At 64.3% G+C, this 20,688-nt stretch carries 23 protein-coding genes, 1 tRNA gene and 2 pseudogenes; 21 read left to right on the forward strand and 5 right to left on the reverse strand.

Features of this window, described 5'->3' with window-relative positions; translation table 11 throughout:
- Nucleotides 1-17: 17 nt before the first annotated feature.
- Nucleotides 18-1,451, forward strand: coding sequence for a GIY-YIG nuclease family protein (locus ACFQU0_RS10120; RefSeq protein ID WP_382200353.1), 1,434 nt, complete (start codon nt 18-20; stop codon nt 1,449-1,451).
- A gap of 605 nt (nt 1,452-2,056) precedes the next feature.
- On the opposite strand, the gene ACFQU0_RS10125 is transcribed toward ACFQU0_RS10120, so the two are convergent.
- The gene (locus ACFQU0_RS10125) at nt 2,057-2,374 is read right to left on the reverse strand and encodes a hypothetical protein (RefSeq protein ID WP_382200355.1); all 318 of its coding nucleotides are present in this window, start codon (nt 2,372-2,374) and stop codon (nt 2,057-2,059) included.
- A 160-nt stretch (nt 2,375-2,534) separates the two neighbouring features.
- On the opposite strand from ACFQU0_RS10125, the gene ACFQU0_RS10130 reads away from it, so the two are divergent.
- The 17 genes and pseudogenes from ACFQU0_RS10130 to ACFQU0_RS10210 all read left to right on the forward strand — a co-directional run bounded on the left by ACFQU0_RS10130 (nt 2,535) and on the right by ACFQU0_RS10210 (nt 14,723).
- Entirely contained in the window at nt 2,535-2,738 is a 204-nt protein-coding gene (locus tag ACFQU0_RS10130) for a hypothetical protein (RefSeq protein WP_382200356.1), read from the forward strand.
- Nucleotides 2,735-2,959, forward strand: coding sequence for a hypothetical protein (locus tag ACFQU0_RS10135; RefSeq protein WP_382200358.1), 225 nt, complete (start codon nt 2,735-2,737; stop codon nt 2,957-2,959). The genes ACFQU0_RS10130 and ACFQU0_RS10135 overlap by 4 nt, the downstream gene beginning before the upstream one ends.
- Entirely contained in the window at nt 2,956-3,228 is a 273-nt protein-coding gene (locus ACFQU0_RS10140) for a hypothetical protein (RefSeq protein ID WP_382200360.1), read from the forward strand. Before ACFQU0_RS10135 ends, ACFQU0_RS10140 begins: the two co-directional genes overlap by 4 nt.
- On the forward strand, nt 3,228-3,923 hold the full coding sequence (locus ACFQU0_RS10145; RefSeq protein WP_382200362.1) for a hypothetical protein: 696 nt from the start codon (nt 3,228-3,230) through the stop codon (nt 3,921-3,923). Before ACFQU0_RS10140 ends, ACFQU0_RS10145 begins: the two co-directional genes overlap by 1 nt.
- The gene (locus ACFQU0_RS10150; RefSeq protein WP_382200364.1) at nt 3,920-4,423 is read left to right on the forward strand and encodes a zinc-finger-containing protein; all 504 of its coding nucleotides are present in this window, start codon (nt 3,920-3,922) and stop codon (nt 4,421-4,423) included. The genes ACFQU0_RS10145 and ACFQU0_RS10150 overlap by 4 nt, the downstream gene beginning before the upstream one ends.
- Nucleotides 4,420-4,551 carry a hypothetical protein gene (locus ACFQU0_RS10155; protein ID WP_382200365.1) on the forward strand — a complete coding sequence of 44 codons (132 nt, stop codon included), beginning with the start codon at nt 4,420-4,422 and terminating at the stop codon, nt 4,549-4,551. The genes ACFQU0_RS10150 and ACFQU0_RS10155 overlap by 4 nt, the downstream gene beginning before the upstream one ends.
- A gap of 26 nt (nt 4,552-4,577) precedes the next feature.
- Nucleotides 4,578-5,675, forward strand: a complete 1,098-nt coding sequence (locus ACFQU0_RS10160) for a hypothetical protein (RefSeq protein WP_382200367.1) — start codon at nt 4,578-4,580, stop codon at nt 5,673-5,675.
- Nucleotides 5,672-7,411, forward strand: a complete 1,740-nt coding sequence (locus ACFQU0_RS10165; RefSeq protein WP_382200368.1) for a YqaJ viral recombinase family protein — start codon at nt 5,672-5,674, stop codon at nt 7,409-7,411. Before ACFQU0_RS10160 ends, ACFQU0_RS10165 begins: the two co-directional genes overlap by 4 nt.
- A 29-nt stretch (nt 7,412-7,440) precedes the next feature.
- The gene (locus ACFQU0_RS10170) at nt 7,441-8,061 is read left to right on the forward strand and encodes a 3'-5' exonuclease (RefSeq protein WP_382200369.1); all 621 of its coding nucleotides are present in this window, start codon (nt 7,441-7,443) and stop codon (nt 8,059-8,061) included.
- Nucleotides 8,062-8,071: 10 nt separating this feature from the next.
- Entirely contained in the window at nt 8,072-8,308 is a 237-nt protein-coding gene (locus tag ACFQU0_RS10175) for a hypothetical protein (protein WP_382200371.1), read from the forward strand.
- Nucleotides 8,309-8,351: 43 nt separating this feature from the next.
- Nucleotides 8,352-9,044 (forward strand): hypothetical protein, encoded by a 693-nt coding sequence (locus ACFQU0_RS10180; RefSeq protein ID WP_382200372.1) that lies wholly within the window; start codon nt 8,352-8,354, stop codon nt 9,042-9,044.
- Complete coding sequence (locus tag ACFQU0_RS10185) at nt 9,041-9,256, forward strand: hypothetical protein (RefSeq protein WP_382200374.1); 216 nt, start codon at nt 9,041-9,043, stop codon at nt 9,254-9,256. The genes ACFQU0_RS10180 and ACFQU0_RS10185 overlap by 4 nt, the downstream gene beginning before the upstream one ends.
- Nucleotides 9,256-10,875, forward strand: a complete 1,620-nt coding sequence (locus ACFQU0_RS10190; protein WP_382200375.1) for a DUF4942 domain-containing protein — start codon at nt 9,256-9,258, stop codon at nt 10,873-10,875. Before ACFQU0_RS10185 ends, ACFQU0_RS10190 begins: the two co-directional genes overlap by 1 nt.
- Nucleotides 10,872-11,300 (forward strand): annotated as a pseudogene (locus ACFQU0_RS21855) (DNA methyltransferase); the annotation flags it as partial. The gene ACFQU0_RS10190 and the pseudogene ACFQU0_RS21855, both read left to right, overlap by 4 nt.
- 504 nt (nt 11,301-11,804) lie before the next feature.
- Nucleotides 11,805-12,473: pseudogene (locus ACFQU0_RS10200) on the forward strand (DNA-methyltransferase); the annotation flags it as partial.
- Nucleotides 12,470-14,296, forward strand: coding sequence for a DNA cytosine methyltransferase (locus ACFQU0_RS10205; protein WP_382200377.1), 1,827 nt, complete (start codon nt 12,470-12,472; stop codon nt 14,294-14,296). The pseudogene ACFQU0_RS10200 and the gene ACFQU0_RS10205, both read left to right, overlap by 4 nt.
- Before the next feature lie 175 nt (nt 14,297-14,471).
- The gene (locus tag ACFQU0_RS10210; protein ID WP_382200379.1) at nt 14,472-14,723 is read left to right on the forward strand and encodes a hypothetical protein; all 252 of its coding nucleotides are present in this window, start codon (nt 14,472-14,474) and stop codon (nt 14,721-14,723) included.
- A 214-nt stretch (nt 14,724-14,937) separates the two neighbouring features.
- On the opposite strand, the gene ACFQU0_RS10215 is transcribed toward ACFQU0_RS10210, so the two are convergent.
- Complete coding sequence (locus ACFQU0_RS10215; RefSeq protein ID WP_382200380.1) at nt 14,938-15,192, reverse strand: hypothetical protein; 255 nt, start codon at nt 15,190-15,192, stop codon at nt 14,938-14,940.
- A gap of 84 nt (nt 15,193-15,276) precedes the next feature.
- Between ACFQU0_RS10215 and ACFQU0_RS10220 the strand changes: the two genes are divergently transcribed.
- The 3 genes from ACFQU0_RS10220 (at nt 15,277) to ACFQU0_RS10230 (ending at nt 17,307) form a co-directional block, all read left to right on the forward strand.
- A complete protein-coding gene (locus ACFQU0_RS10220; RefSeq protein WP_382200382.1) occupies nt 15,277-15,828 on the forward strand; it encodes a DUF1643 domain-containing protein in 552 nt (183 codons plus the stop codon).
- A gap of 70 nt (nt 15,829-15,898) precedes the next feature.
- Nucleotides 15,899-16,117, forward strand: coding sequence for an excisionase family protein (gene xisR / locus ACFQU0_RS10225; protein WP_382200384.1), 219 nt, complete (start codon nt 15,899-15,901; stop codon nt 16,115-16,117).
- Nucleotides 16,093-17,307, forward strand: a complete 1,215-nt coding sequence (locus tag ACFQU0_RS10230) for an Arm DNA-binding domain-containing protein (protein ID WP_382200386.1) — start codon at nt 16,093-16,095, stop codon at nt 17,305-17,307. Before xisR ends, ACFQU0_RS10230 begins: the two co-directional genes overlap by 25 nt.
- 51 nt (nt 17,308-17,358) lie before the next feature.
- Here the strand turns inward: ACFQU0_RS10230 and ACFQU0_RS10235 are convergent.
- From ACFQU0_RS10235 to ACFQU0_RS10245, 3 genes are all read right to left on the reverse strand, one after another.
- Nucleotides 17,359-17,435, reverse strand: a tRNA-Val gene (locus ACFQU0_RS10235).
- 56 nt (nt 17,436-17,491) lie between these two features.
- Nucleotides 17,492-19,711, reverse strand: coding sequence for a RelA/SpoT family protein (locus ACFQU0_RS10240; protein ID WP_382200388.1), 2,220 nt, complete (start codon nt 19,709-19,711; stop codon nt 17,492-17,494).
- The gene (locus ACFQU0_RS10245) at nt 19,708-20,631 is read right to left on the reverse strand and encodes an alpha/beta fold hydrolase (protein WP_382200390.1); all 924 of its coding nucleotides are present in this window, start codon (nt 20,629-20,631) and stop codon (nt 19,708-19,710) included. Before ACFQU0_RS10245 ends, ACFQU0_RS10240 begins: the two co-directional genes overlap by 4 nt.
- Between the last annotated feature and the right edge of the window lie 57 nt (nt 20,632-20,688).

Here is a 20,688-nt window from a genome sequence, read left to right on the forward strand (position 1 = left end):
ATCTCTAGGCGAATTCAATGCGAACATACAGAAGAAAGAGTTACCAACACCACGGCGGCAACTACAACCAAAATGATGGAGTACCCGGAGTTGTCTACATTCTGAAGAATGATGCCTTCAAGGACGGATGGATTAAGATAGGACAAAGCAGACACTCCGGACACAAGAGAGCTGCAGACATGAACAAGGAAGCATCAACCGGACTTCCTGCTCATCATGTGTGCATCTTCGAATGCAGAACCCTTGATTGCGGCAATGCCGAAAAAGAGGTTTTCAAAAGTCTAGGTGCATATCGAAAAGGACGACAAGAGTTTTTTGAAGTCGAGCTTGAGCTTGCCAAAAAAACGATAATTGAAGCTTGCGAGCGCATTGACCGCACACTCAAGGAAAAAGAAAAAAGAGAACAAGAAAGAGAAAGACTTTCAGCCGAAAGCGCAAGAAAGGCCGCAGAACAGCGCCAAAACTCGATGGCAGCGAAACAGGTAGCCGTCAATACTGTTGACTTCACGTGCCCAACTTGTCAAACAGTTCTGTCTGTCCCTATCGCAGCAGCCAATCCGGGACAACGGTTGCGCTGTAAGCAATGCGGTGCCATTTCTCTCTACAGGACGCCTGGTCACGATGCCCCGCCGGCAGACCCACAACCGACAAAGGGGCGAGAGAATCAGTGGGCGTTGCACAACTATCCTGACACAAAGGACGCAACCACTGCAACGCCAAAACAGAATTTCAGTTTTCCCTTTAGCCTAGTATTTTGGGGCCTAATTGCAATTGTTGCCTGGAACGTTTTCTTTGACAAGAAAGTAGAAAAGCAAACAACTAGTCCAACTATCAATGGCTCAAAACCGCCCACGAATTTAACACCACAAGCTCACACTGAAACATCAACATCAAAACATCAACCAAGTGTTGCTGGCTCGCAAACCCCTTCCATCAGAGCTCAGCAGTATCCGAAAAGCATTGACGATAGTAATCGATCAAGCAGAGCCAATGCCGAGCTTTATTTAGCCCACCCAGACGCTGACACAGTCATATCATCGAATGGATTTAGGCAATGGCTCGCAACTCAAGGGCAGAATTGGAGCAATACCTCGGAGATCGGAACATCATCTCAGAAGATATCGATGCTCGACTCTTACAAAGTCTTCCTACGTAAAACCTCACAAGAAAATTCAGCACGACTTGAACGACATAAGCAAGAAGAGGACCGCGCGGCAAAGGAAAAAGTCCGAGCAGATGTCAACGCCGCTGCAGAGCGAGCTTTTGAGAGATTTCCATACCTTCGCGAACCCGAATATGCCCACGTTCTAGAGAAGATTGTCGAAACACGTGATCACTTGATTTCTCAGGGTGTTTATCCTTCCGTGGCACTAACCCGCGCAGTGAATGATCACGCATACGCTTATGACCCGCGAGGGCAGAAACTTCCCATCGTTGAAGTTACCAGATGACGCGTCGTCAATGCGCGACCCTATGGCCAATCATCCTGGCCCTTTCGCAATCTACGATGGACGCCAACGCCCGGATCCAACGCGACTCAACCCAGGTCACGCGATTTCGAGCAATGCAGCCATGCCCTGCCACCGGCCGTTCCAAAGGTGCCTGTCCTGGCTGGCAAGTTGACCACATCATTCCTCTCTGTGCTGGCGGGCCAGATCACCACGCAAACATGCAGTGGATCACCCTTGACGACCACCGTTTCAAGACTTTTGTTGACGTGCGCGAATGTAGGCGACGAAAAGGACCATAGCCATGCCAAACCCATCCACATGCCCGCTGTGCGGCGCAGCATCGCACCGCACGTCAACCAAATCACCTGACGGCTTTCTTGTGTCGTGCCCACACTGCACAGAGTTCTGGATTGACCAGCCATCCGAGGATCACATCGAAAGCTGGGTGGAAGTATTCCGTACTGAAACGCGCGAGAAACTTCAAGGCATGGCCCGCAGAGCGGGACCAGGAATGCGCCTGGTGCTGCGGCAAGCCAGGGCGGAGGAGCGCGGAGGCGACGGTCATGGAGTGGCGGAAGGCAAGATGGTGGCCAGGGTTTTGCCCATCACACCTTGAGGCCAGGCTGCGGGTCGCACTGATACGCCCGCAACTCATCGTCATTCGTCAGGACCACGTCACACCCCGCCGTGATTTGGGCGCCCTTCCCCACGCACCATTGACCGTCAATCCGTAGACCGCAGCGGATCAGCATCTTCCCGTCGCCAAAACCCTGGGCCAGACCGCTGGCGTAGAACTTGTAGACGCGGCCAGCTTCTGCTTCGACGCCGATCCAGACGGGCATTCCGTCACTCCCATCCCCAACTTGCAGCGCCTCCTCGTCTAGTGACGCCAGGAAGGCTTGGGCTCGTTCGCTCGTTTCCATGTGTTGCTCCGTAGTCGCCATGAAGCGCTTCAGATGCCTGCAAAACCTGCAGGTGGAGCAATGGTAGTGAAAAACAGTACCTTTGGGTATTGACACAAGCAAATACCTAGGGGTATTCTTCTCTCAACGACTCACCAAGAGTCGCAACGCGGAGAACAGCATGGACAAACAAACAACGGCCCGGCCTGGCTGGGCCGCATGGCCGCCACACCCTGCCGAGAAGTGCGGGAGCTACAGCCTGAACGAGCGCGCCCGCCTCGCGGCCGACCTCAAGCGCAACGAGGCGAAGAACAGCGGTGCCCTGAAGCGCGACGAGATCGACGCGGCCCACCGCCGTGAAGTGGCGGAAGGGGTGCACCAGTGAGCCTCATCCAACGACAAGACGGCATCGTGCGGGTGCTGGAAAACCTGTATCGCCGCAAGTGGCAGAACCCCGGCCGGCGCTCTCGGGCGGTGCGCAAGGTCGCCGAGTTCAACACCAAGCGCATGGTGTTTGCCGGCTACACCCCGGACGAGGCCAAGGCCAGTTTTCGCCAGTGCGTGGACATGGCGGTCCTGAATCTCAACGCTGAGGTGCCGGCATGACCGCCGCCCGCAATGCCCTGCTGGCCGTGTCGCTGATCGTGGCGTTCTTCGGCGCCATCCGCTGCACCGGTGAGCCCACCGAGGCCGTGGCCATGCAAGACGTGGCCGCCGAGGTCGAGGCCCTGGCCGTTGAAGCGGCCCAGCTCCAAGCCGACCTTGAACTGATGGTGCGCCAGCACTGTGACCGCATCCACGGTTCGCGCGCCCAGGTGCTGCGGGTTGCTGGCGAGGGGCATCTGGTGTGCCGCCGTCGGGGGGAGGTGATGTGATGGCTGAGACCGCGCACTTGATCGCCAAGTCCTGGACGAGCCACGCGAACACCACCTTGGGCTACGTGGGCGCGGATGGCCATTTTGTGGCCATCGGAGACATCGAGGGCCACGGCCATGCGCCCGAAGACAGCGAGGTCTACGCCCGCCGCCTCGCCGCCGCCTGGAACTCCTGCAAGGGCATCACGACAGAGCGCCTGGAGGACTTGGGCCGCCCACTGATGCAGCACCTGATCGGTTGCGACGAGCGCGCAGCCAGGATGGTGAAGGAGCGCGACGAGCTGGTGGATGTCTTGCGTGGTCTGCACCGTGTTTGCATGGCCATGGACCTGGAAGCCGACCACGAACGGCCGACCGAAGAGGCCTACCTGCAGGCGACCGCACAAGCCGCGCAAGCCATTGCCAAGGCCACTGGCCAGGAAGGCAGCGCTCCAGTCAGCGCCGCTACCAACCTTCGCCGGCTGTTCGACCTTCCGTTGGGCTCGCGGTTTCGCTACCAGGGCAAGCCGACCGTCTACGTCCTTCTCAGCTACGCCGACTTCGGCTTGGTGGGCGACAACCCTCAAAACGAGGGCCTGCGCCGCCCGTTCCAAGGGCTCTATTCCGCCGCCGAATCGCGCGCCGAGTTTGAGGCCCTGATGGTCGAGTTTGTGCCTGTGGTCGAGGCCACCGGCCAGGAAGCGAGGACGGCATGAGCGCCCAGCCCCATCAACTGGCCGATGTGCCCGAAGCCTTCCGTCCCTTCGTGCCCGACCACGGCAAGTCCCCCTGGCACCCATCGGTCAAGGCAACGAAGCGCGTGCTCAACCCTCTGCCCGCTCCCACGGTGCACGAGTGCGGCACGCCCGTGGAGATCGCCCACCACCAGCAGGTCTACGGCCGGGACTACAGCGAGTGGCCTTGGATGTACCGCTGCGCTGCGTGTGACGCCAGCGTCGGCATGCATCCGTTCACCAACATCCCCCTGGGCACGCTGGCCGACAAGGCGCTGCGCGACATCCGCAAGGCCTGCAAGCAGCCGTTTCAGGTGTTGTGGGAGCACGGCCGCATGACGCGCACCGAGGCCTATGCCGGTCTGGCGGCGCACCTGGGCATCGAGGTGGAGGCCTGCCACTTCGGCTGGTTCGACGCCGCGACCTGCATCCGTGCGCGCGATTGGGCCGTGGCCACTCTGCGCAACGGGGGCACCCGATGACCACCTACCCCACCGAGAGCCGCAGCGAGCGCATCAAGCGCCGACTGGCCTACGCCGCCGTCATCGCTGGCGGCGCCCTTCTGGCTTTTGCCGCCGCCTTCGCATTTGGCCGGGCATACGCCGGCTGACCACTTCACCACCACCCGAGAGAACCATGAACGACATCGTCACCCAATCTGCCCTGGCGCCAGCCCTCATGCAACCCATGGGCATCGAAAGCGCATCCACCGCCGTGGCCGCCCAGGCCAAGGCCATGGTCGAGTCCCGCTACGTCATGGCCATGCGCAACCCGCGCAACATGGACCAGGTGCGGCTGGACCTCATCAAGGAATGCCGCCGCCCGTCCTTCGCCGACAACAAGTCCACCTACTACGTCAAGCCCATCGGCAACGGTGTCGAGGGCCTGGGCATCCGCTTCGTCGAGGTGGCGCTGCGCTGCATGAAGAACGTGCTGGTCGAGACCACCATGATCTTCGAAGACGAGATCAAGGAGGTGCACCGCGTCAGCGTCACCGACCTGGAAGCCAACATCACCTACCCGCTGGACGTGCGCGTCAGCAAGACGGTGGAGCGCAGCAAGCCCAACGATGACGGCACCTACCTGAGCGTGCGGATGAACAGCCGGCAGAAGCCGGTCTACACCATCCTGGGCACCGACGACGACATCCTGAACAAGCGCGGCGCGCTGATCTCCAAGGCCATCCGCACCATCGGCCTGCGCATCATCCCCGGCGATCTGCAGGACGAGGCCGAGCAGATCATCAAGCAGGTGCGCCTGGACAAGGCTGCCCAAGACCCGGACGCCGAGCGTCGCCGCATCGTGGACGCCTTCGCCGACCTGGGCGTCAACGCCACCGACCTGACCTCCTACCTGGGCCATCCCATCGCCCAGTGCTCGCCGGCCCAGCTGGTGCACTTGCGCGGCATCTACGGCGCCATCAAGGACGGCGAAGCCACCTGGCAGACCGTCATGCAGAACAAGGCCGAGGCCGCTGGCGGTGAAGGTGGCCCCAAAGGTGGCCCCGCCCTGCCCCCCTGCAGCACCGAGCGCTTCGCCAAGAACCTGCCCGGCTGGAAGAAGCAGATCAACGAGGGCGGCAAGGTCTCCGACCTGCTGGCCATGTTGGCTACGAAATACACCCTGTCGCCCGAGCAGCTGGCGCAGATCAACGCTCTCACCCACCCCGAGCCCGGCAGCCAAGAAGCCGGCGCCACCGATCCCACCACCACCAACGAAGAAGGCCAGCAATGAAAGTTCAAAACGTAGTCCAAGGCAGCCGCGAATGGCTGCAGCTCCGCGCCAGCGTCGATGGCACCGCCAGCGAGGCACCCGCCGTCATGGGCGCGTCCAAGTATCAGACCCGCGAGGGCTTGCTGAAGCAGAAGGCCACCGGCATCACGCCCGAGGTCGACGAGAACCAGCAGCGCCGCTTCGACGCCGGCCACGAAACCGAGGCCCTGTTCCGCCCCGTCGCCGAAGACATCATCGACGACGAGCTGTACCCGTGCACCGGCACCATCGAGGTGGACGGCATGGTCCTGCTGGCCAGCTTCGACGGCCTGACATCCGACCGCACCATCGGCTACGAGCACAAGCTGAGCAATCAGAAGCTGGCGGCCGACATCAAGGCCAACGGCGAGCCAGGTCCGACCTACTACTGGCAGATGGAGCACCAGCTGCTGGTCTCCGGCGCTGAAAAGATCCTGTTCGCCACCAGCGACGGCACGCTCCAGGGTGCAACCTACTGCTGGTACACCAGCAAGCCCGAGCGCCGCGCCGCGCTGATCGCCGGCTGGAAGCAGTTCAAGGCCGACCTGGCCACCTACAAGCCCACCGCTGCGACGCCGACCGTGGTGGCCGCGCCCACCGAGAGCCTGCCCGCCGTGTCGGTGCTGATGTCCGGCGAGCTGGCCGTCAAGTCCAACCTTCCAGAGTTCGCCACCGCGCTGCGCGCCTTCATCGACAAGATCCCGGCCAAGCCCGAGACCGACCAGGAGTTTGCCGACACCGAAGCCGCGTGCAAGGCCCTGAAGAAGGCCGAGGACGCGCTGGAAGACGCCGAGAACAGCGCGCTGGCGCAAATGTCCAGCGTCGAGGAAATGCGCCGCGTGGTGGGCGACCTTCGCACCCTGGCCCGCACCACCCGCCTGGCCAAGGAAAAGCTGGTGTCGGCCCAGAAGGACGCCATCCGCGAGCGCATCGTCAGCGACGCCCGCAAGGCGCTGACCGCCCACATCGCCGGCCTGAATGAGAGCCTGGGCAAGCCCTACATGCCGGACGTGCCCGCCGACTTCGGCGCCGCCATCAAGGGCAAGCGCACCATCGACAGCCTGAAGGAGGCCACCGGCGTGGAGCTGGCCCGCGCCAAGGCTGCAGCCAACGAGATCGCCACCCGCATTCAGGTCAACCTGAACTTCATGCGCGAGCGCGCCGCCAAGCACGCCTTCCTGTTCGCCGACACCGCCAGTCTGGTGCTGAAGGCTGCCGATGACCTGCAGGCCGTGGTGAACAGCCGCATCGGCGAGCACGACCGCCAAGAAGCCGAGCGCCTGGAAACCGAACGCGCCCGCATCCGCGCCGAGGAAGAAGCGCGCGTCCGCCGCGAAGCCGAAGCCCGCGCACGTGCCGAGCAGGCCGCCGCCCTCGCTGCTGCCGCACCTGCGCCAGCTCCGGTAGCAGTGGCGCCAGCTCCGGTAGTGACGGCCCCTGCCCCAGACGTTTCACCCGTCACCGCCGTGGCCACCGCTCCGGCCGCCAACAACACCGTGGTGCCCATCACCCGGGCCGCCAGCAACAAGAAGCTGCGCCTGGGCGAAATCTGCGAGGCCCTGGGCTTCTCGGTGACCGCCGACTTCCTTGGCCGCCTGGGCTTCCAGCCCGCCGAGACCGAGCGCGCCGCAAAGCTGTACTGGGCCGACGACCTCCCCCGCATCTGCCAGGCCCTGATCAACCACCTGACCGCCATCGGCCAGCGCGCCGCCGCCTGACCTTCATCGCCACCCACCAGGAGCACACCTTGAACACCGCCCTCTTTTACGACACCGAGACTTCCGGCCTCCCACTTTTCAGCGAGCCCAGCGAAGACCCACGCCAGCCCCACATCGTCCAACTGGGCGCCCTGCTGGTGGACCTGGACACTGACAAGACGCTGGCCAGCATGGACGTGATCGTTCGCCCACACGGCTGGACGATCCCCGACGAGGTGTCCGCCATCCACGGCATCAACACCGAGATGGCCATGGACCTGGGCATCCCCGAGGGCACGGCCGTCGAGATGCTGCTGGAGATGTGGCGCCCCAGCGCGCCGCGCCTGCGCATCGGCCACAACGAGTCGTTCGACGCCCGCATCATGCGCATCGCCCTGATGCGCCACTGCGACGCAGAGGTGGCCGACCAGTGGAAGGCCGGCCTGGCCGACTGCACCGCCGTGCTGACCACAAAGCTGTGTGCCCTGCCGCCCACTGAGGCCATGCGCCGCACAGGCCGCAGCCACTTCAAGACGCCGAAGCTGACCGAGGCCTACCTCCACATGTTCGGCCGCGAGCTGCAGAACGCGCACAGCGCCATGGCCGACGCCCAGGCCTGCCGCGAGATCTACCAGCACGTCAAGCGCCCGGCCCCTGCCCTGGCTGCTTGAGCGAATCGCCATGGACTGGAAAGCACACCACGAAAAGCTGGCCGCCCACAAGGCCATGCTCGCCGCCCTGGAAGCGGGCACAGCCACACCAGACCAGCAGCGCGCGGCCTTCGCGCACCTGCAGGCGGTGAAGAAACAGCACGCGCTGGACTTGCGCGACGCGGACCGCGATGCGCGCGACGCCTACAGCGAAGGCCGGCACGAAGGCCGTGCCGAAGAACGCGGCTACGACCCCTGCCACTTCTGAAACCCGAGGGCGGCCACACGCCGCCCACCGAAAGCCCACCACCATGAATTTCCAGTTCCCCACCACCAAAGAAGTGCACCTCTCGCACGTCAACATCCGCCGCGAATTCCACGGCGATGAGCACGTGCCCGCCATCGACCTGTCCCTGCGCCTGGAAGGCTCCAACGAGCTGCTGGACATGCTGGACCCGGCCCTGCGCACCAGCCTCTACTACAACGCCGCCGCCACCGGTGGACAGGAGGCCCTGCCCGAAGTGCTGGCCGTCCTGCCGAACCTGCGCCTGCCCAAGCTCAACGGCCAAAAGTTCACCTGGGCCAAGGGCGAACGCCACAAGGGTTACGCCTTCACCCTGGATTACGGTTTGGGCGACGGCCGCAGCAACGTCGATTTGGACGACTGCACCGTCACGAACTGGCGCTTTGAGGTGAAGGAGGGCGGCACCGTGGTTCTCGAGTGGGTTGTCCAGTACGCCGGTGAGCGCCTGACCAGCGAGGCGCGCGGCCTGCTGACGGGCCTGACCGATGAGCCCATCTTCATCCACCTGATCCCCCCTGCTACGCCGCAGATCACCAGCGGCAAGGCCAAGCCCAAGGCTGCGCCAGCCGGTGATGACGACGACACCGAAGACCTGTTCGACCCGGAAGGCGATGACGACAGCGACGATGACGACGCCGACCCGCAAACCCCCGAGGGCGCCCTGGCAGCGGCCGTGGCCGGTGAAGGCGACGACAAATGAGCGAAGCCGTCTACCACCTCGACGGCGTGCGCCTCAAGGTCCTGGCCTACCTGCGCAAGCACGGCGCCAGCACTGTGGAGCAGATCGCCACCGGCTTGGGGCTGCCCGACTGGGCCGTCCGCCCTGCCCTCGAAGCCGCCCAGATCGCCAACCTGGCCACGCCCACCGCTGATGGGGCGTGGGCCATCCAACAGCAGAAGGTTGCAGCCTGATGTCCCTCGAAGCCGACACCTTCGACGTGGTGCTGGACGAACCGTTCTTCGCGCCCGTCACGTCCGACATCTTCGCCACCCTGGTGGGCCAGTACCAGCACATGCGCACGCGCATCGAGCAACTGGCCGACCTGGTGGCGGGTGAAGCGGGCGCCGCCGTGCCCTACTTCCTGGAAGGCAACGTGGAGAACAGCGGCCGGTGGGCGCCGTCGGTATCGGCCCTGTTCGACCGCAAGGGCGCCATCGCCGCGCTGAACTCCACCTACTGGTCCAAGGCCCTGGCCCTGACCGATGTGCTGGACCTCATGCCGCAGAAGCGGCGCGACGAGTGGAACACAACCATCCGCGAACAGAAGTGCCCCGAGTTCGAGGAAGAGACTGTCCGCAACACCATCATGGACCTGCTGCACATGCGCCAGCAGTTCCTGGCCGAGCGGGTGGACGGCATCTTCCGTGGCCTGTCTGGCGAGCACGTCACCAATGCGCCCGAAGCGTTTGGCAAGCGGATGATCATCGCCCGCGTGCTGACGCCCTACGACACCGTGGAGCACAGCACTGCCGGCCTGATCAACGACCTGCGCGCCGTGGTGGCCAAGTTCATGGGCCGCGACGAGCCGAAGTATCAAGCCAGCGAAGCGCTGGTGCAGCGCCTGCGCGGCCGCTGGGGCGAGTGGGTCAGCATCGACGGCGGCGCCCTGCGCATCCGGCTCTACAAGAAGGGGACCGCCCACATGGAGGTGCACCCGGACATGGCTTGGCGCCTGAACCAAATCCTGGCGCACATCCACCCGCTGGCCATCCCGGCCCAGTTCCGCGAGCGCCCGCGCCGCAAGGCCAAGGACGTGCCGCTGATCCAGCGCCCGCTGCCGTTCCAGGTGCTGTCGATTCTGGGCAGCGTCAAGCCCGCCAAGCAGAAGGTCAACGACTGGCCCGAGCGCTACACCAGCGTGCGCAACACCGTGGTGCTGAGCGACAGCCACCAGCCCGGCACCCAAGCCCTCGAAGAAGCGCGCGGCATCCTGGCCAGCATCGGCGGCACACCAGTGGCGGGCAGCTACGGCCGGTGGGAGTTCGACTACGACCCCACCGACGTGATCAACGAGATCGTGGTCACCGGCTGCGTGCCCGACCAGCGCGCCCACCAGTTCTACCCAACGCCAGCCGGTCTGGCCCAGCGCGTGCTGGAGATGGCGGAAATCGGGCCCGAGCACCAGTGCCTGGAGCCCAGCGCCGGCATGGGCGGCCTGGCCGACTTCATGCCCAAGGACCGCACACGTTGTGTCGAGGTCAGCAAGCTGCACAGCAACGTCCTGACTTCCAAGGGCTTCACGGTGGCGTGCGACGACTTCCTGGTCTGGGCTGGCCTGCCGGGCCACCACGGCTACGACCGCATCGTGATGAACCCACCCTTTGACCAAGGCCGTTGGGCCGCCCACATCGACCACGCCGCTCCGCTGCTGCGCCCGGGTGGCCGACTGGTGGCAATCCTGCCCTCTGGCGCCAAGAACCGCGACGTGCTGCCCGGCTTCCGCAAGGAGTGGCACGGCCCATTCGACAACCAATTCCCCGGCGCCAGCGTGTCTGTCGTGGTGCTGGTCGCTGACAAGGACAAGGCATGACGCCCTGGCTCAACCGCTGCCACTTCGGTGACGTGCGTGAAGTACTGCGCCGGATGATCGCCGACGGCGTGAAGGTGAACACCATCGTCACCAGCCCGCCCTACTGGGGTCTGCGCGACTACGGGCACCCCGGCCAGATCGGCCTGGAGCCCACGGTTCACGAGTTCATCGACACCATGGTCGAGGTCTTCGACCTGGCCCGGCAGGTGCTAGCCGACGACGGTACGGCCTGGGTGAACATGGGGGACTGCTATGCGACCGGCGCTGGACGGGTCAACACGGCACCTGGCGGCGGCCCCCAGGGCGCGAACTACGTTGGCTCACGCATCGGCCCCATGACCCAGCCCAACCGCATGCCGCAGCCGGGCCTGAAGTCCAAGGACCTGGTGGGCCAGCCCTGGCGCCTGGCCTTCGCGCTGCAGGAGCCCCGCGAGGTTGTGAACATCAAGGCGCGGGAGGATCGCGCATGGCTTGCTGCGCTGGTTGACGGCGAGGGGTGCCTGACCATTCTGGAGGCCGAAAACGGCAAGGGCACGGCCACGTCTTATCCCCCGGTGCTGCAGGTCAAGATGTGCGACCCGGAATGCATCGAGCACTGCAACGCCATCACCGGGTTCATGCAAAACCTGCATCAGGCATCGCCGTCTACGGTCGGCAACCGCGACACGTACCAGTGGCGCATCACTGGGCGCCGGGCGGCTGACACGGTTGCGGAGATTTACCCGTTCCTCCGGATCAAGCGCAAGCAGGCCATCGTCTTGTGGAACCACCAGTTGGTGCGCGATAGCTATGAGACGAAGCGTGGTGTGCCAATGCCGCCAGCGGCGCGTGAAAAGCAGCAGCAGTGCCGCGACCTCATCCAGCGGCTGAACCGGCGCGAGCCAGTCGACATTCCCGACTGGATGATGGAGCCGACGATCAAGGTCATCCCTGGGTGGTACTTGCGGCAAGACGTGATCTGGCACAAGCCGAACCCCATGCCCGAGAGCGTGCGCGACCGGTGCACCAAGGCCCATGAATACATCTTCCTGCTGAGCAAGTCCGAGAAGTACTACTTCGACTTCGAGGCCTTTCAGGAGCCGGTGACCGGTGGTGCCCACGCTCGCCGCCCGTCCAATGGCGTGGGCTTCGGCCATGGTTTCGATGCAGATCCCAAACCGCGCCAGAAATGGAAAACGCCCGACGGCTGGGACACCAGCACCGGAGGCGGTGGCCACGGCTCGTTCCATCACGCTGGCAGGGAGAAAGGCCGCAAGGCAGCGGAAGCCAGCTCCGGCGTGAAGAACAACGCCGGCATGGACGAAGCGCTGGCCACCATGCCCGAAGTGCGCAACCGCCGCAGCGTCTGGACCGTGCCCACCGAGGCATTCAAGGGCGCCCACTTCGCCACCTACCCCACCAAGCTGATCGAGCCCTGCATCCTGGCCGGCGCACCTGCTGGCGGCATCGTTCTCGACCCGTTCTTCGGTTCCGGCACCACCGGGCAAGTCGCCCAGCAGCTTGGCCGCCAGTTCATCGGCATCGAGCTGAACCTCGAATACGCCCCGCTGCAGGCCGAGCGCCTGCGCCAACCCTCTCTCAACCTGGAAGCAGCATGACCACCACCGTCGAAATCCGACACTTTCACTTTTTTTGCGGCCTGGGCGGCGGTGCACGCGGCTTCAACCGCGCCAGCCCCCGCGTGGGCAACCTTCAAGCCCGCTTCCGCTGCATAGGTGGCATCGACGTGGATGCCGGCGCCATCCGTGACTTTGACCGCCTGGCCGACGCGCCCGGCACGGTCATGGACCTGTTCGACCGCGACCAGTACCGAGACTTCCACGGCCGCGAGCCGGGCCCGGACTGGTGCGAGGCCATGCCGGCCGACATCCAGCGCGCCGCCGGCAACGAGCGCCCCCACATCGTGTTCCTGTCGGCACCCTGCAAGGGCTTCTCCGGTCTGCTGGCCGAGGGCAAGAGCAAGACCGACAAATACCAGGCGCTGAACTGCCTGACGCTGCGCGGTGTGTGGCTCATGTTGGAGGCCTGGGCCGGCGATCCGCCCGAGCTGATCATCTTCGAGAATGTGCCCCGCATTGCCACGCGCGGCCGGCACCTGCTGGACCAGATCGTGGACCTGCTGCGGGCCTACGGCTACGCAGTGGCCGAGACCACCCACGACTGCGGCGAGATCGGCGGCCTGGCGCAGAGCCGCAAGCGCTTCCTGTTGGTGGCCCGCCATGCCGAGAAGGTGCCGGCGTTCCTGTACGAACCCACGAAACGACCGCTGCGCGCGGTGGGCGACATCCTGGGCAAGATGCCGCTGCCCGGTTCTGAGGTGGCTGGGCCCATGCACAGGGTGCCCGCGCTTCAGTGGAAAACCTGGGTGCGCCTGGCATTCGTCGAGGCCGGCAGTGACTGGCGCAGCCTGAACAAGCTGGCGGTGGAGAACGGCCACCTGCGTGACTTCCTGATCGTGCCCGACATGCACGCCGGTGTGCTGGGCGTGAACGAGTGGGACCGCCATGCCGGCACCGTGACGAGCCGAGGCATGCCCAACAACGGCAAGTTCTCCGTCGCTGACCCACGTTTCGAGCAGTCAGCGCTGTGGAAGGATGGCCAAGCGCTGGGCGTGCGCAGCTGGGAGGAAAGCACGGGCACCATCGCTGGCCAGCAGAACCCCGGCCAAGGTGCCTACAGCGTTGCCGACCCGCGCCACACCGGCCCAGCCAAGCACTCAAACGAGTTCCACATCATTCGGTGGGACCGCGACACGGGCGCTGTCACGAGCGCCCACGGGAGCGGCCAATGCGTGGCCGATCCCCGCCAGATCGGCGAGGGCTTCGGCAAATACGCGGTGACGCCCTTCAACGCCCACGCCGGCACCGTCATTTCTGGCAGCACCACGGGCCAGGGTGCGTTTGCTGTGGCCGACCCACGCAGCGGCATTCAGCGCGGCCGTGGCGACAACTACCTGACCGCCGGCCACTACGGCGTGGTGCCCTGGGCAGACCCGGCTGGCGCCGTAAGCGCAGCCGCTGGCCACGACAACGGCCGCTGGAGCGTGGCCGATCCACGAGTTTGCGATTCGGTGCAAGTCGGCGGAATCAGCATGCCGGCGCTGGCACAGAAGCTGGTGTGTCGCATCCGCGCACTCGATGGCACCTGGCACCGCCCTTTCACCACCCTGGAGCTTGCCGCCCTGCAGTCACTGCTGGACCCCGAGGACACGTGGATGCCCTGGCAGCTCGATGGCGAAAGCGACCAGGCCTACCGCGAACGCATCGGCAACGCTGTGCCCAGCAACGCGGCCATGGCCATCGCTGACGTCATGGGGACGACGTTGCTCCTGGCGATGTCGGGAGAAACGTTTGTGCTGTCAGCGCAGCCAGTGTGGGTGCGCCCGCTGGCCCTGGCACTGGCTGTGAACCAACCAGCATGAGGCTGAGCATGACGACTTTCAGCCACTCGCGGACGCATCGGCCAGCAGCCGTGCCGGCGTCGCACCACTCGCGCACGAGCCTGGGCCAGAAGAAGGGGTGTGATTTCTTGTTCATGCCGCAAGTCTGCTGTCACGACCGCAATTCGACCCTGCGGCTCAATTTCGCAAGCCATCCATGAACACCCGAATCACCTCTGAAAAGGCCGAAGAACTGGCCAAAAAAGCGGTTGCTGAATATCTGAGCAACTGCAAGCTGCAGGACACCAGCCAGATCGGCGACGTCCTGATGAAGTTGGTCAGCGTGGCCGGCGTGGTCATGGCCCAGGCCGAGGGCAGCGATACCGCGTACCAGCGCCTGGCCGGTACCGCCGAATTCGTCGCCAAGAACATGCCAGCCCAGCCCGCCACCTTGAGGCCCGTCCAATGACCGACCCCACCCGCGATCACAACCGCGTGTCACCAGAAGGCCGCGCCATAGGCGCCCAACTGGCCAGGAGGCTCGCACGAGCGCATCGCCGAAATCAACGCTGCACGCGAGAAGGGACTGACCCAATGACAGTTCTGCCGTGGGACAGCAGGAAAACAGTTCACAGCTGCGCCGGCTTGCGGCACTGCCGCAAGCCGGCACAAATAAGCTCTACCTACTTCGCAGCCTTCTTCGCTACTGCTTTTTTTGCAGCCGGGGCAGCACCGCGAGCCTCAGCCCAAGCGATGAAATCTTCCCATCTAATTTTCACGCCGTTGTCTTTTTGGGTCTTCCCTTTGCACCAGATCAAATTGGCTTTTGTGACGAAAAGATCGCCGAGTTGCTTCTCTGCGTTGTCATTTATCTGGAATTCCACGCCCGCATTTTTTACTTCCATAGCGACCTGTAGGTCTTTGATGCTGACTTTCAAGGGAGGCACCTCATGGTTGGTTGAAGGGAAGCTCAGTGTAGCAATTCAATCAACTTTCACCACCCACTCAAATTGGGGAAGTACATGCTGACAGACATCACCCGCTCTGCGCGGATCTCGAAGTGCGGCCTATACCGCTGGACCTTGGCCCGGGCCTGGGATGGCCGCCCGATGTTGCTGGTGGTGATGTTCAATCCGTCCACCGCCAGCCACACCGAGGACGACCCGACCATCACCTTGCTCTGCCAGCTCGCCGCTCACAATGGGTTCGGCGGCATCGTCGTGGTCAACGGCATCCCCCTGCGTAGTTCCACCCCAGCGCCCGCAGTGGACATGGTGAACACCTGGGACAAGCGGTGTGACTGGAGCGACCGCGACCTCCTCCATGAGAACGTGGCCGTGATCCAAAAGGAAGTCGCCCGCGCCGGTGCCATCTTGCTGGCGTGGGGCAACTTGGCCAGTCGCTGTGACTCCTGGTTCGACCACGTACTTGAGCAGATCGAAGAAGTTCGGCCAGCGCACGCCCCCGTTTTTTGTTTGGGAAAGACCGCCCTGGGCTACCCGAAACATCCTCTCGCGCGCGGCAAACACAAGGTGCGCAAGGACGAACAACTGCAACTTTGGAGTACCCGATGAGCCGCCGAGCCCGCCAGCGCCGCGACAAGCGCCAACCCTGGGATGAACCTGAGCCAACGAGAGGTGATAAATGAACACAGCAGTCGCTGAAATCATCCAAGTCGCACCCGCGCCATACGTCACCATCAATCTCGCGTCGGCCATTACCGGCCTGACCCGCAAGGCTATTGAGCGCAAGATTGAAGACGGCAAGTGGATCGAGGGCCGCGAATACCGCCGCTCGCCTGACGGCGGCATCTTTGTGAGCATTGAGGGGTACAGAAAATGGGTCGAACGGGCAACGGCGTAGAAGCACGCCTGAACAGCATCCGCATCAAGTTGGTGCACCAGGGCGTGACAGTGCGCGAGACGTTGACCAACGAGGCGGGGCCGCTGGCCCCTACCCCGGCCAACCTCAAGCACGCCGCAAGGCTTGCGGCAGAAATCCGCAAGCGCATCGGCCTCGGTACCTTCAACCTGGCCGAATTCTTTCCGGACTCCCCCAGGGCAAAGGCTGCCGCAGAGCAGTCCGAAACCCTGGGCGCGCTGCTGGCCACGTGGCAAAAGTCTAAGGGCAAGCTATCGGCAGCCACGCGCGACCAGTACGCAACGGCCGTGCGATTCTGGAAGCGGGTTCTTGGCGAGGCGACTCCGCTGGATGCTCTCACCCACAAACACCTGGCGGCCAAGATCGGCGGCTATCCCTGGCCGTCGGCCAAGACCCACAACAACTACCTGATCGCGCTGCGCGGGGCCCTTGCGCTTGAATATCGCGGCGCCAAGCAGGGGGCGAACCCGCTGGCCGGCATTGAGAACATGACGGCGGTGAAGAAGCTGCCCGACCCGCTCTCAGCAGAAGAGCGCGACAAGATCCTGGCCGACATGCGAAAGCACTACCCAGACCAGGTTGTGGCCTACTTCCTGTGGCAGTTCTTCACCGGCATGCGGCCGGAGGAAACCATCGCCCTACGGTGGTCAGACGTGGACACCCAGCGCCAGACGGTTCGGGTGCAGCGCGTGCGCACCTTCAAGGGCTCAGAGCGCGACGGCAGCAAAACCCACACTGTGCGTGACGTGGACCTGCTACCCCAGGCGCTGGAAGCCCTCAAGCTGATGAAGCCGCACACCGCCCTGCTGCGGACTGAGCGCGAGAAGGAGGAAGATACCAGCGCAGACATCTTCCAGCATCCGGTGACCGGCCGGCCATGGCACGACGAGCGCAGCCAGCGCGACACCTACTGGCGCCCCAGCCTGAAGCGCCAGGGCGTTCGCTGGCGCACAGCTTACGCGACCCGGCACACGTTCGCTACCTGCGCGCTCATGGCCGGGGTGCCGCCGGCCTACATCGCGGCACAGCTCGGGCACAGCGTCAAAATGCTGCTGGACCGCTACGCACGGTGGATTCCCGGGGGTGATGGCGGCGGCGCGCGGGCATTGCTTGCGGCAGCCATGGGCGGCGATTCGCCCCTGAAAAGTCCCCAGGCTGGAAACGGAGCCTGAGCCAGAAAGACAAAAGCCGCTGTAAATCATGGACTTACAGCGGCTTGAATCTGGTAGGCGCGATTGGATTCGAACCAACGACCCCCACCATGTCAAGGTGGTGCTCTAACCAACTGAGCTACGCGCCTGTTGTTCGTTCGAAGCCTCGCAGTATAGCAGCTTTATCTGGGCCTGCTCAAGCGGCCTACTTGCGGCGCACCACCCGCACGCCCGGCACGTCGCCCACGGAGGCCATGACACGCGAGACACGCAACGCGTCCACCGCTTCCACCGTGAAGGTCATCCAGGCGATGCCTTTGACCGATTGGGTTTGTACGCCGATGACGTTCATCTTCTCGCGTGCGAACACGTCGGAGATGTCGCGCAGCAGACCTTGCCGGTCCAGCGCCTCCACCGCCACGTCCACCGGGTAGACGGCGGGCTCGCCCCCGGGGGCCCCGCCCCACTGCACGTCGATCACACGGTCAGGGTGTTTGCGCAGCAGGTGGGCAAAATCGGCGCAATCGGCACGGTGGATGCTCACACCCTTGCCGCGTGTGACAAAACCACCGATCTCGTCGGGCGGGGCGGGCCGGCAGCATTTGGCCAGTTGTGTCATCAGCGAATCGACACCCACCACCAGCACGCCACCACTGGGCGTTTTCTGCGGGCGCCGGTTTTTGCGCAGCAAAAACACTTCGTCGGGCTCAGGCTGAGGCTCGGCGGGTTTGAGCTGCATCTCCACCGCGCGCAAGGACAACTCGTCCTTGCCCACGGCTTCGAACAATTGCGCGGCCGAATCCAGCCCCAGCGCGACGGCGAGGTCATCCAGCTTGAGCGCCGTTTTGCCTTCGCGCTGCAAAAGCTTTTCAATCGCCTCGCGCCCGCGTGCCATGGTCTCTTCCATGGCCAGGGCGTTGAACCACGCGCGCACCTTGCTTTTGGCACGGTGGCTGACGAGAAAGCCCAGCTCCGGGTTGATCCAGTCGCGCGAAGGCCCGCCTTCCTTGGACGCGACGATCTCCACCGTTTGCCCGCTTTGCAACTGGGTGTTGAGCGTGACCATGGCGCCGTCCACCCGGGCGCCCCGGCAGCGGTGGCCCAGGCTGGTGTGCACTGTGTAGGCAAAGTCCACCGGGGTGGCGCCGCGCGGCAACTCCACGATGGCGGCATCGGGCGTGAGCACGTAAATGCGGTCGTCGAAAAGCCCCTCGGCGGCACCGCTGAGGTCGCGTTCCCAGGCCAGCAGCTGGCGCAACACGGCGATCTTGGCATCGTACTCCGAGCTGGCCGACACGCCGGCATAGCCTTTGGTGCCGGCCTCTTTGTAAGCCCAGTGCGCGGCCACACCGTGTTCGGCGTGGTCGTGCATGGCCTGGGTGCGTATCTGGATCTCGAAAGCGCGTCCCTGGTCGTCACGCACCACCGTGTGCAGCGACTGGTAGCCGTTGGGCTTGGGTTTGCCGATGTAGTCGTCAAACTCTTCCGGCACCGGGCTGTAGTGCGCGTGCACATGGGCCAGTGCGGTGTAGCAGTCGGGCACAGTGGACACCACCACACGCAAGGCGCGGATGTCAAACACCTGGTCAAAGTCCAGCGACTTGCCGCGCATCTTTTTGACGATGCTGTAGATGTGTTTGGGCCGGCCCTGCACCGAGGCACGCACACCTTGCGCCAACAAGTCCTGTTCCAGCGCCAGGCGCACGCGCTCCACGTGGTCTTCGCGTTCGGTGCGTTTTTCGTCCAGCAGCTTGGCGATGGCCTTGTAGGTGTGCGGCTCCAGAAAACGGAAGGCCAGGTCTTCCAGCTCCCACTTGATCTGCCAGATGCCCAGCCGGTTGGCCAGCGGAGCAAACACATGCAGCGCCTCGGAAGCGATGGCTTGCTCGGGTACCTGCTTGTTCTGCGCAAAGTAGCGCAGTGTCTGCAGGCGCGAGGCCAGACGCAGCATCACCACCCGCAAATCGCGCGAGAACGCGAGCAGCATCTTGCGCACGTTTTCGGTCTGGCTGGCGGCCAGCTCCGACACCGGCGCCTTGCCCGAGGGGGTGGGCGCCGCCTCCTGCGCCGCGCGCGCTTGGCGCTGCAGTTGCACCAGTTTGGTGGTTTCTATCGCGAGCGCCGCGTGGCTCTCGCCAAACGCCTTGGCAATGACCTCGTGTGGCCGATTGAGGTAGGGGCTGGCGTAAACCAGGTAGACCGCCGCCCGCATGGCCTCCGAGCCGCCGATGGCCGCCAGGATGTCGGCCACCGCGTCAGCGTGCGCGAGGATGTTTTCGCCGGTATCGAGTTGTTCGCAGGCAATCAGCGGCTCGGCAAACGCGCGCGCCCGCTGGAGCGTGTGGACCTCGCTGGGGAGGCTGGCCGCCGTGGCGGCAACGATGGCCGAAGGTGCGGGCAGTTCTGTACCAAAGGAGGTTTTCATGTGGCCTCGAACAGAAAACGCCGCACCGCCTCGATTTGATCGGCGGCCACCAAGGTGGGCGCATGCCCCACGCCCGCGAAGTCCACCCGCAGGGCATGTGGGCCACGTTGTGTCATGGCCTGGGCCGTCTCGGCCGTCAGCAGGTCCGACTCAGCGCCGCGCAACAACAAGGTGGGCAGGCTCAAGCTGTCGTACAAGGCCCACAAGGCCGACTCGCTGGCCGCCGCAGCGGCCTGGCCTTGTTCCTCAGCCAGCCCCACCAGGGCACGGAAGGGCACGGCAATGGCGGGGTCGTAGTGCAGGCGCCAACCCCCATCGGTCGCACGCAGCATGGGCAACGACAACGCCTGCCACTGCGCGGGCGTGTGGGGGCCAAAGCCGGTGGAAATGCTGGCCAGGTAGGCCACGGCCTCGTCTTGTGTGGCAAACAGCGGGTTCTGGCCCAGGTAGGTGCCAATGCGAAGCAGGGCTCCCCAACGCACGTTGGGCCCCACATCGTTGAGCACCAGCCGGCGCAAGCCGGCGCTGGCTTGTGCCGCCACCCCCAGACCCATGAGCCCGCCCATGCTGGTGCCCACCCAGTCGATGTGCCGCACCGCCGGGTCGGCCCGCAGGTGCAACAGCAAGGCCATCAGGTCGGCACCGTATTGGGGAATCTGGTAGCCCATGGGGTCGGCGAGCCAGTCGCTGTGGCCCCGCCCAGCCACGTCGACACACACCACCCGTGCGTGGGCGGTGAGCACGCCCGCCAAGGCGTCGAAATCCCGGCCCTGGCGGCTCAGCCCATGCACACAGACCACCACGTGGCCGCTGTCGCCCGATGCCTGCGCGGCCCAGTCCCACCAAGCCAGGCGGCGGGGGCTGCCACTGGTCGCTGCGGGGCTGGGCAATTCAAGATATTTCAATGCGGGAGAAGGCATGGCGTAAGGGAGGGGCACGGATAATCGGTTTCAGATTCGCCCGATGCCCCAGGTGGC

Origin of the sequence: Hydrogenophaga defluvii (assembly GCF_042665235.1) — a bacterium.
Lineage (GTDB): Bacteria > Pseudomonadota > Gammaproteobacteria > Burkholderiales > Burkholderiaceae_C > Hydrogenophaga > Hydrogenophaga defluvii_A.

What these genes read in the sequence shown, in the direction of transcription:
- ACFQU0_RS10185 (WP_382200374.1), top strand. Translation starts at nt 9,041, where the DNA reads ATGAGCGAAGCCGTCTACCACCTCGACGGCGTGCGCCTCAAGGTCCTG.
- ACFQU0_RS10180 (WP_382200372.1), top strand. Translation starts at nt 8,352, where the DNA reads ATGAATTTCCAGTTCCCCACCACCAAAGAAGTGCACCTCTCGCACGTC.
- ACFQU0_RS10150 (WP_382200364.1), top strand. Translation starts at nt 3,920, where the DNA reads ATGAGCGCCCAGCCCCATCAACTGGCCGATGTGCCCGAAGCCTTCCGT.
- ACFQU0_RS10240 (WP_382200388.1), bottom strand. Translation starts at nt 19,711, where the DNA reads ATGAAAACCTCCTTTGGTACAGAACTGCCCGCACCTTCGGCCATCGTT.
- ACFQU0_RS10245 (WP_382200390.1), bottom strand. Translation starts at nt 20,631, where the DNA reads ATGCCTTCTCCCGCATTGAAATATCTTGAATTGCCCAGCCCCGCAGCG.
- ACFQU0_RS10160 (WP_382200367.1), top strand. Translation starts at nt 4,578, where the DNA reads ATGAACGACATCGTCACCCAATCTGCCCTGGCGCCAGCCCTCATGCAA.
- ACFQU0_RS10130 (WP_382200356.1), top strand. Translation starts at nt 2,535, where the DNA reads ATGGACAAACAAACAACGGCCCGGCCTGGCTGGGCCGCATGGCCGCCA.
- ACFQU0_RS10205 (WP_382200377.1), top strand. Translation starts at nt 12,470, where the DNA reads ATGACCACCACCGTCGAAATCCGACACTTTCACTTTTTTTGCGGCCTG.
- ACFQU0_RS10165 (WP_382200368.1), top strand. Translation starts at nt 5,672, where the DNA reads ATGAAAGTTCAAAACGTAGTCCAAGGCAGCCGCGAATGGCTGCAGCTC.
- ACFQU0_RS10145 (WP_382200362.1), top strand. Translation starts at nt 3,228, where the DNA reads ATGGCTGAGACCGCGCACTTGATCGCCAAGTCCTGGACGAGCCACGCG.
- xisR (WP_382200384.1), top strand. Translation starts at nt 15,899, where the DNA reads ATGAACACAGCAGTCGCTGAAATCATCCAAGTCGCACCCGCGCCATAC.
- ACFQU0_RS10220 (WP_382200382.1), top strand. Translation starts at nt 15,277, where the DNA reads ATGCTGACAGACATCACCCGCTCTGCGCGGATCTCGAAGTGCGGCCTA.
- ACFQU0_RS10230 (WP_382200386.1), top strand. Translation starts at nt 16,093, where the DNA reads ATGGGTCGAACGGGCAACGGCGTAGAAGCACGCCTGAACAGCATCCGC.
- ACFQU0_RS10155 (WP_382200365.1), top strand. Translation starts at nt 4,420, where the DNA reads ATGACCACCTACCCCACCGAGAGCCGCAGCGAGCGCATCAAGCGCCGA.
- ACFQU0_RS10175 (WP_382200371.1), top strand. Translation starts at nt 8,072, where the DNA reads ATGGACTGGAAAGCACACCACGAAAAGCTGGCCGCCCACAAGGCCATG.
- ACFQU0_RS10120 (WP_382200353.1), top strand. Translation starts at nt 18, where the DNA reads ATGCGAACATACAGAAGAAAGAGTTACCAACACCACGGCGGCAACTAC.
- ACFQU0_RS10190 (WP_382200375.1), top strand. Translation starts at nt 9,256, where the DNA reads ATGTCCCTCGAAGCCGACACCTTCGACGTGGTGCTGGACGAACCGTTC.
- ACFQU0_RS10140 (WP_382200360.1), top strand. Translation starts at nt 2,956, where the DNA reads ATGACCGCCGCCCGCAATGCCCTGCTGGCCGTGTCGCTGATCGTGGCG.
- ACFQU0_RS10210 (WP_382200379.1), top strand. Translation starts at nt 14,472, where the DNA reads ATGAACACCCGAATCACCTCTGAAAAGGCCGAAGAACTGGCCAAAAAA.
- ACFQU0_RS10125 (WP_382200355.1), bottom strand. Translation starts at nt 2,374, where the DNA reads ATGGAAACGAGCGAACGAGCCCAAGCCTTCCTGGCGTCACTAGACGAG.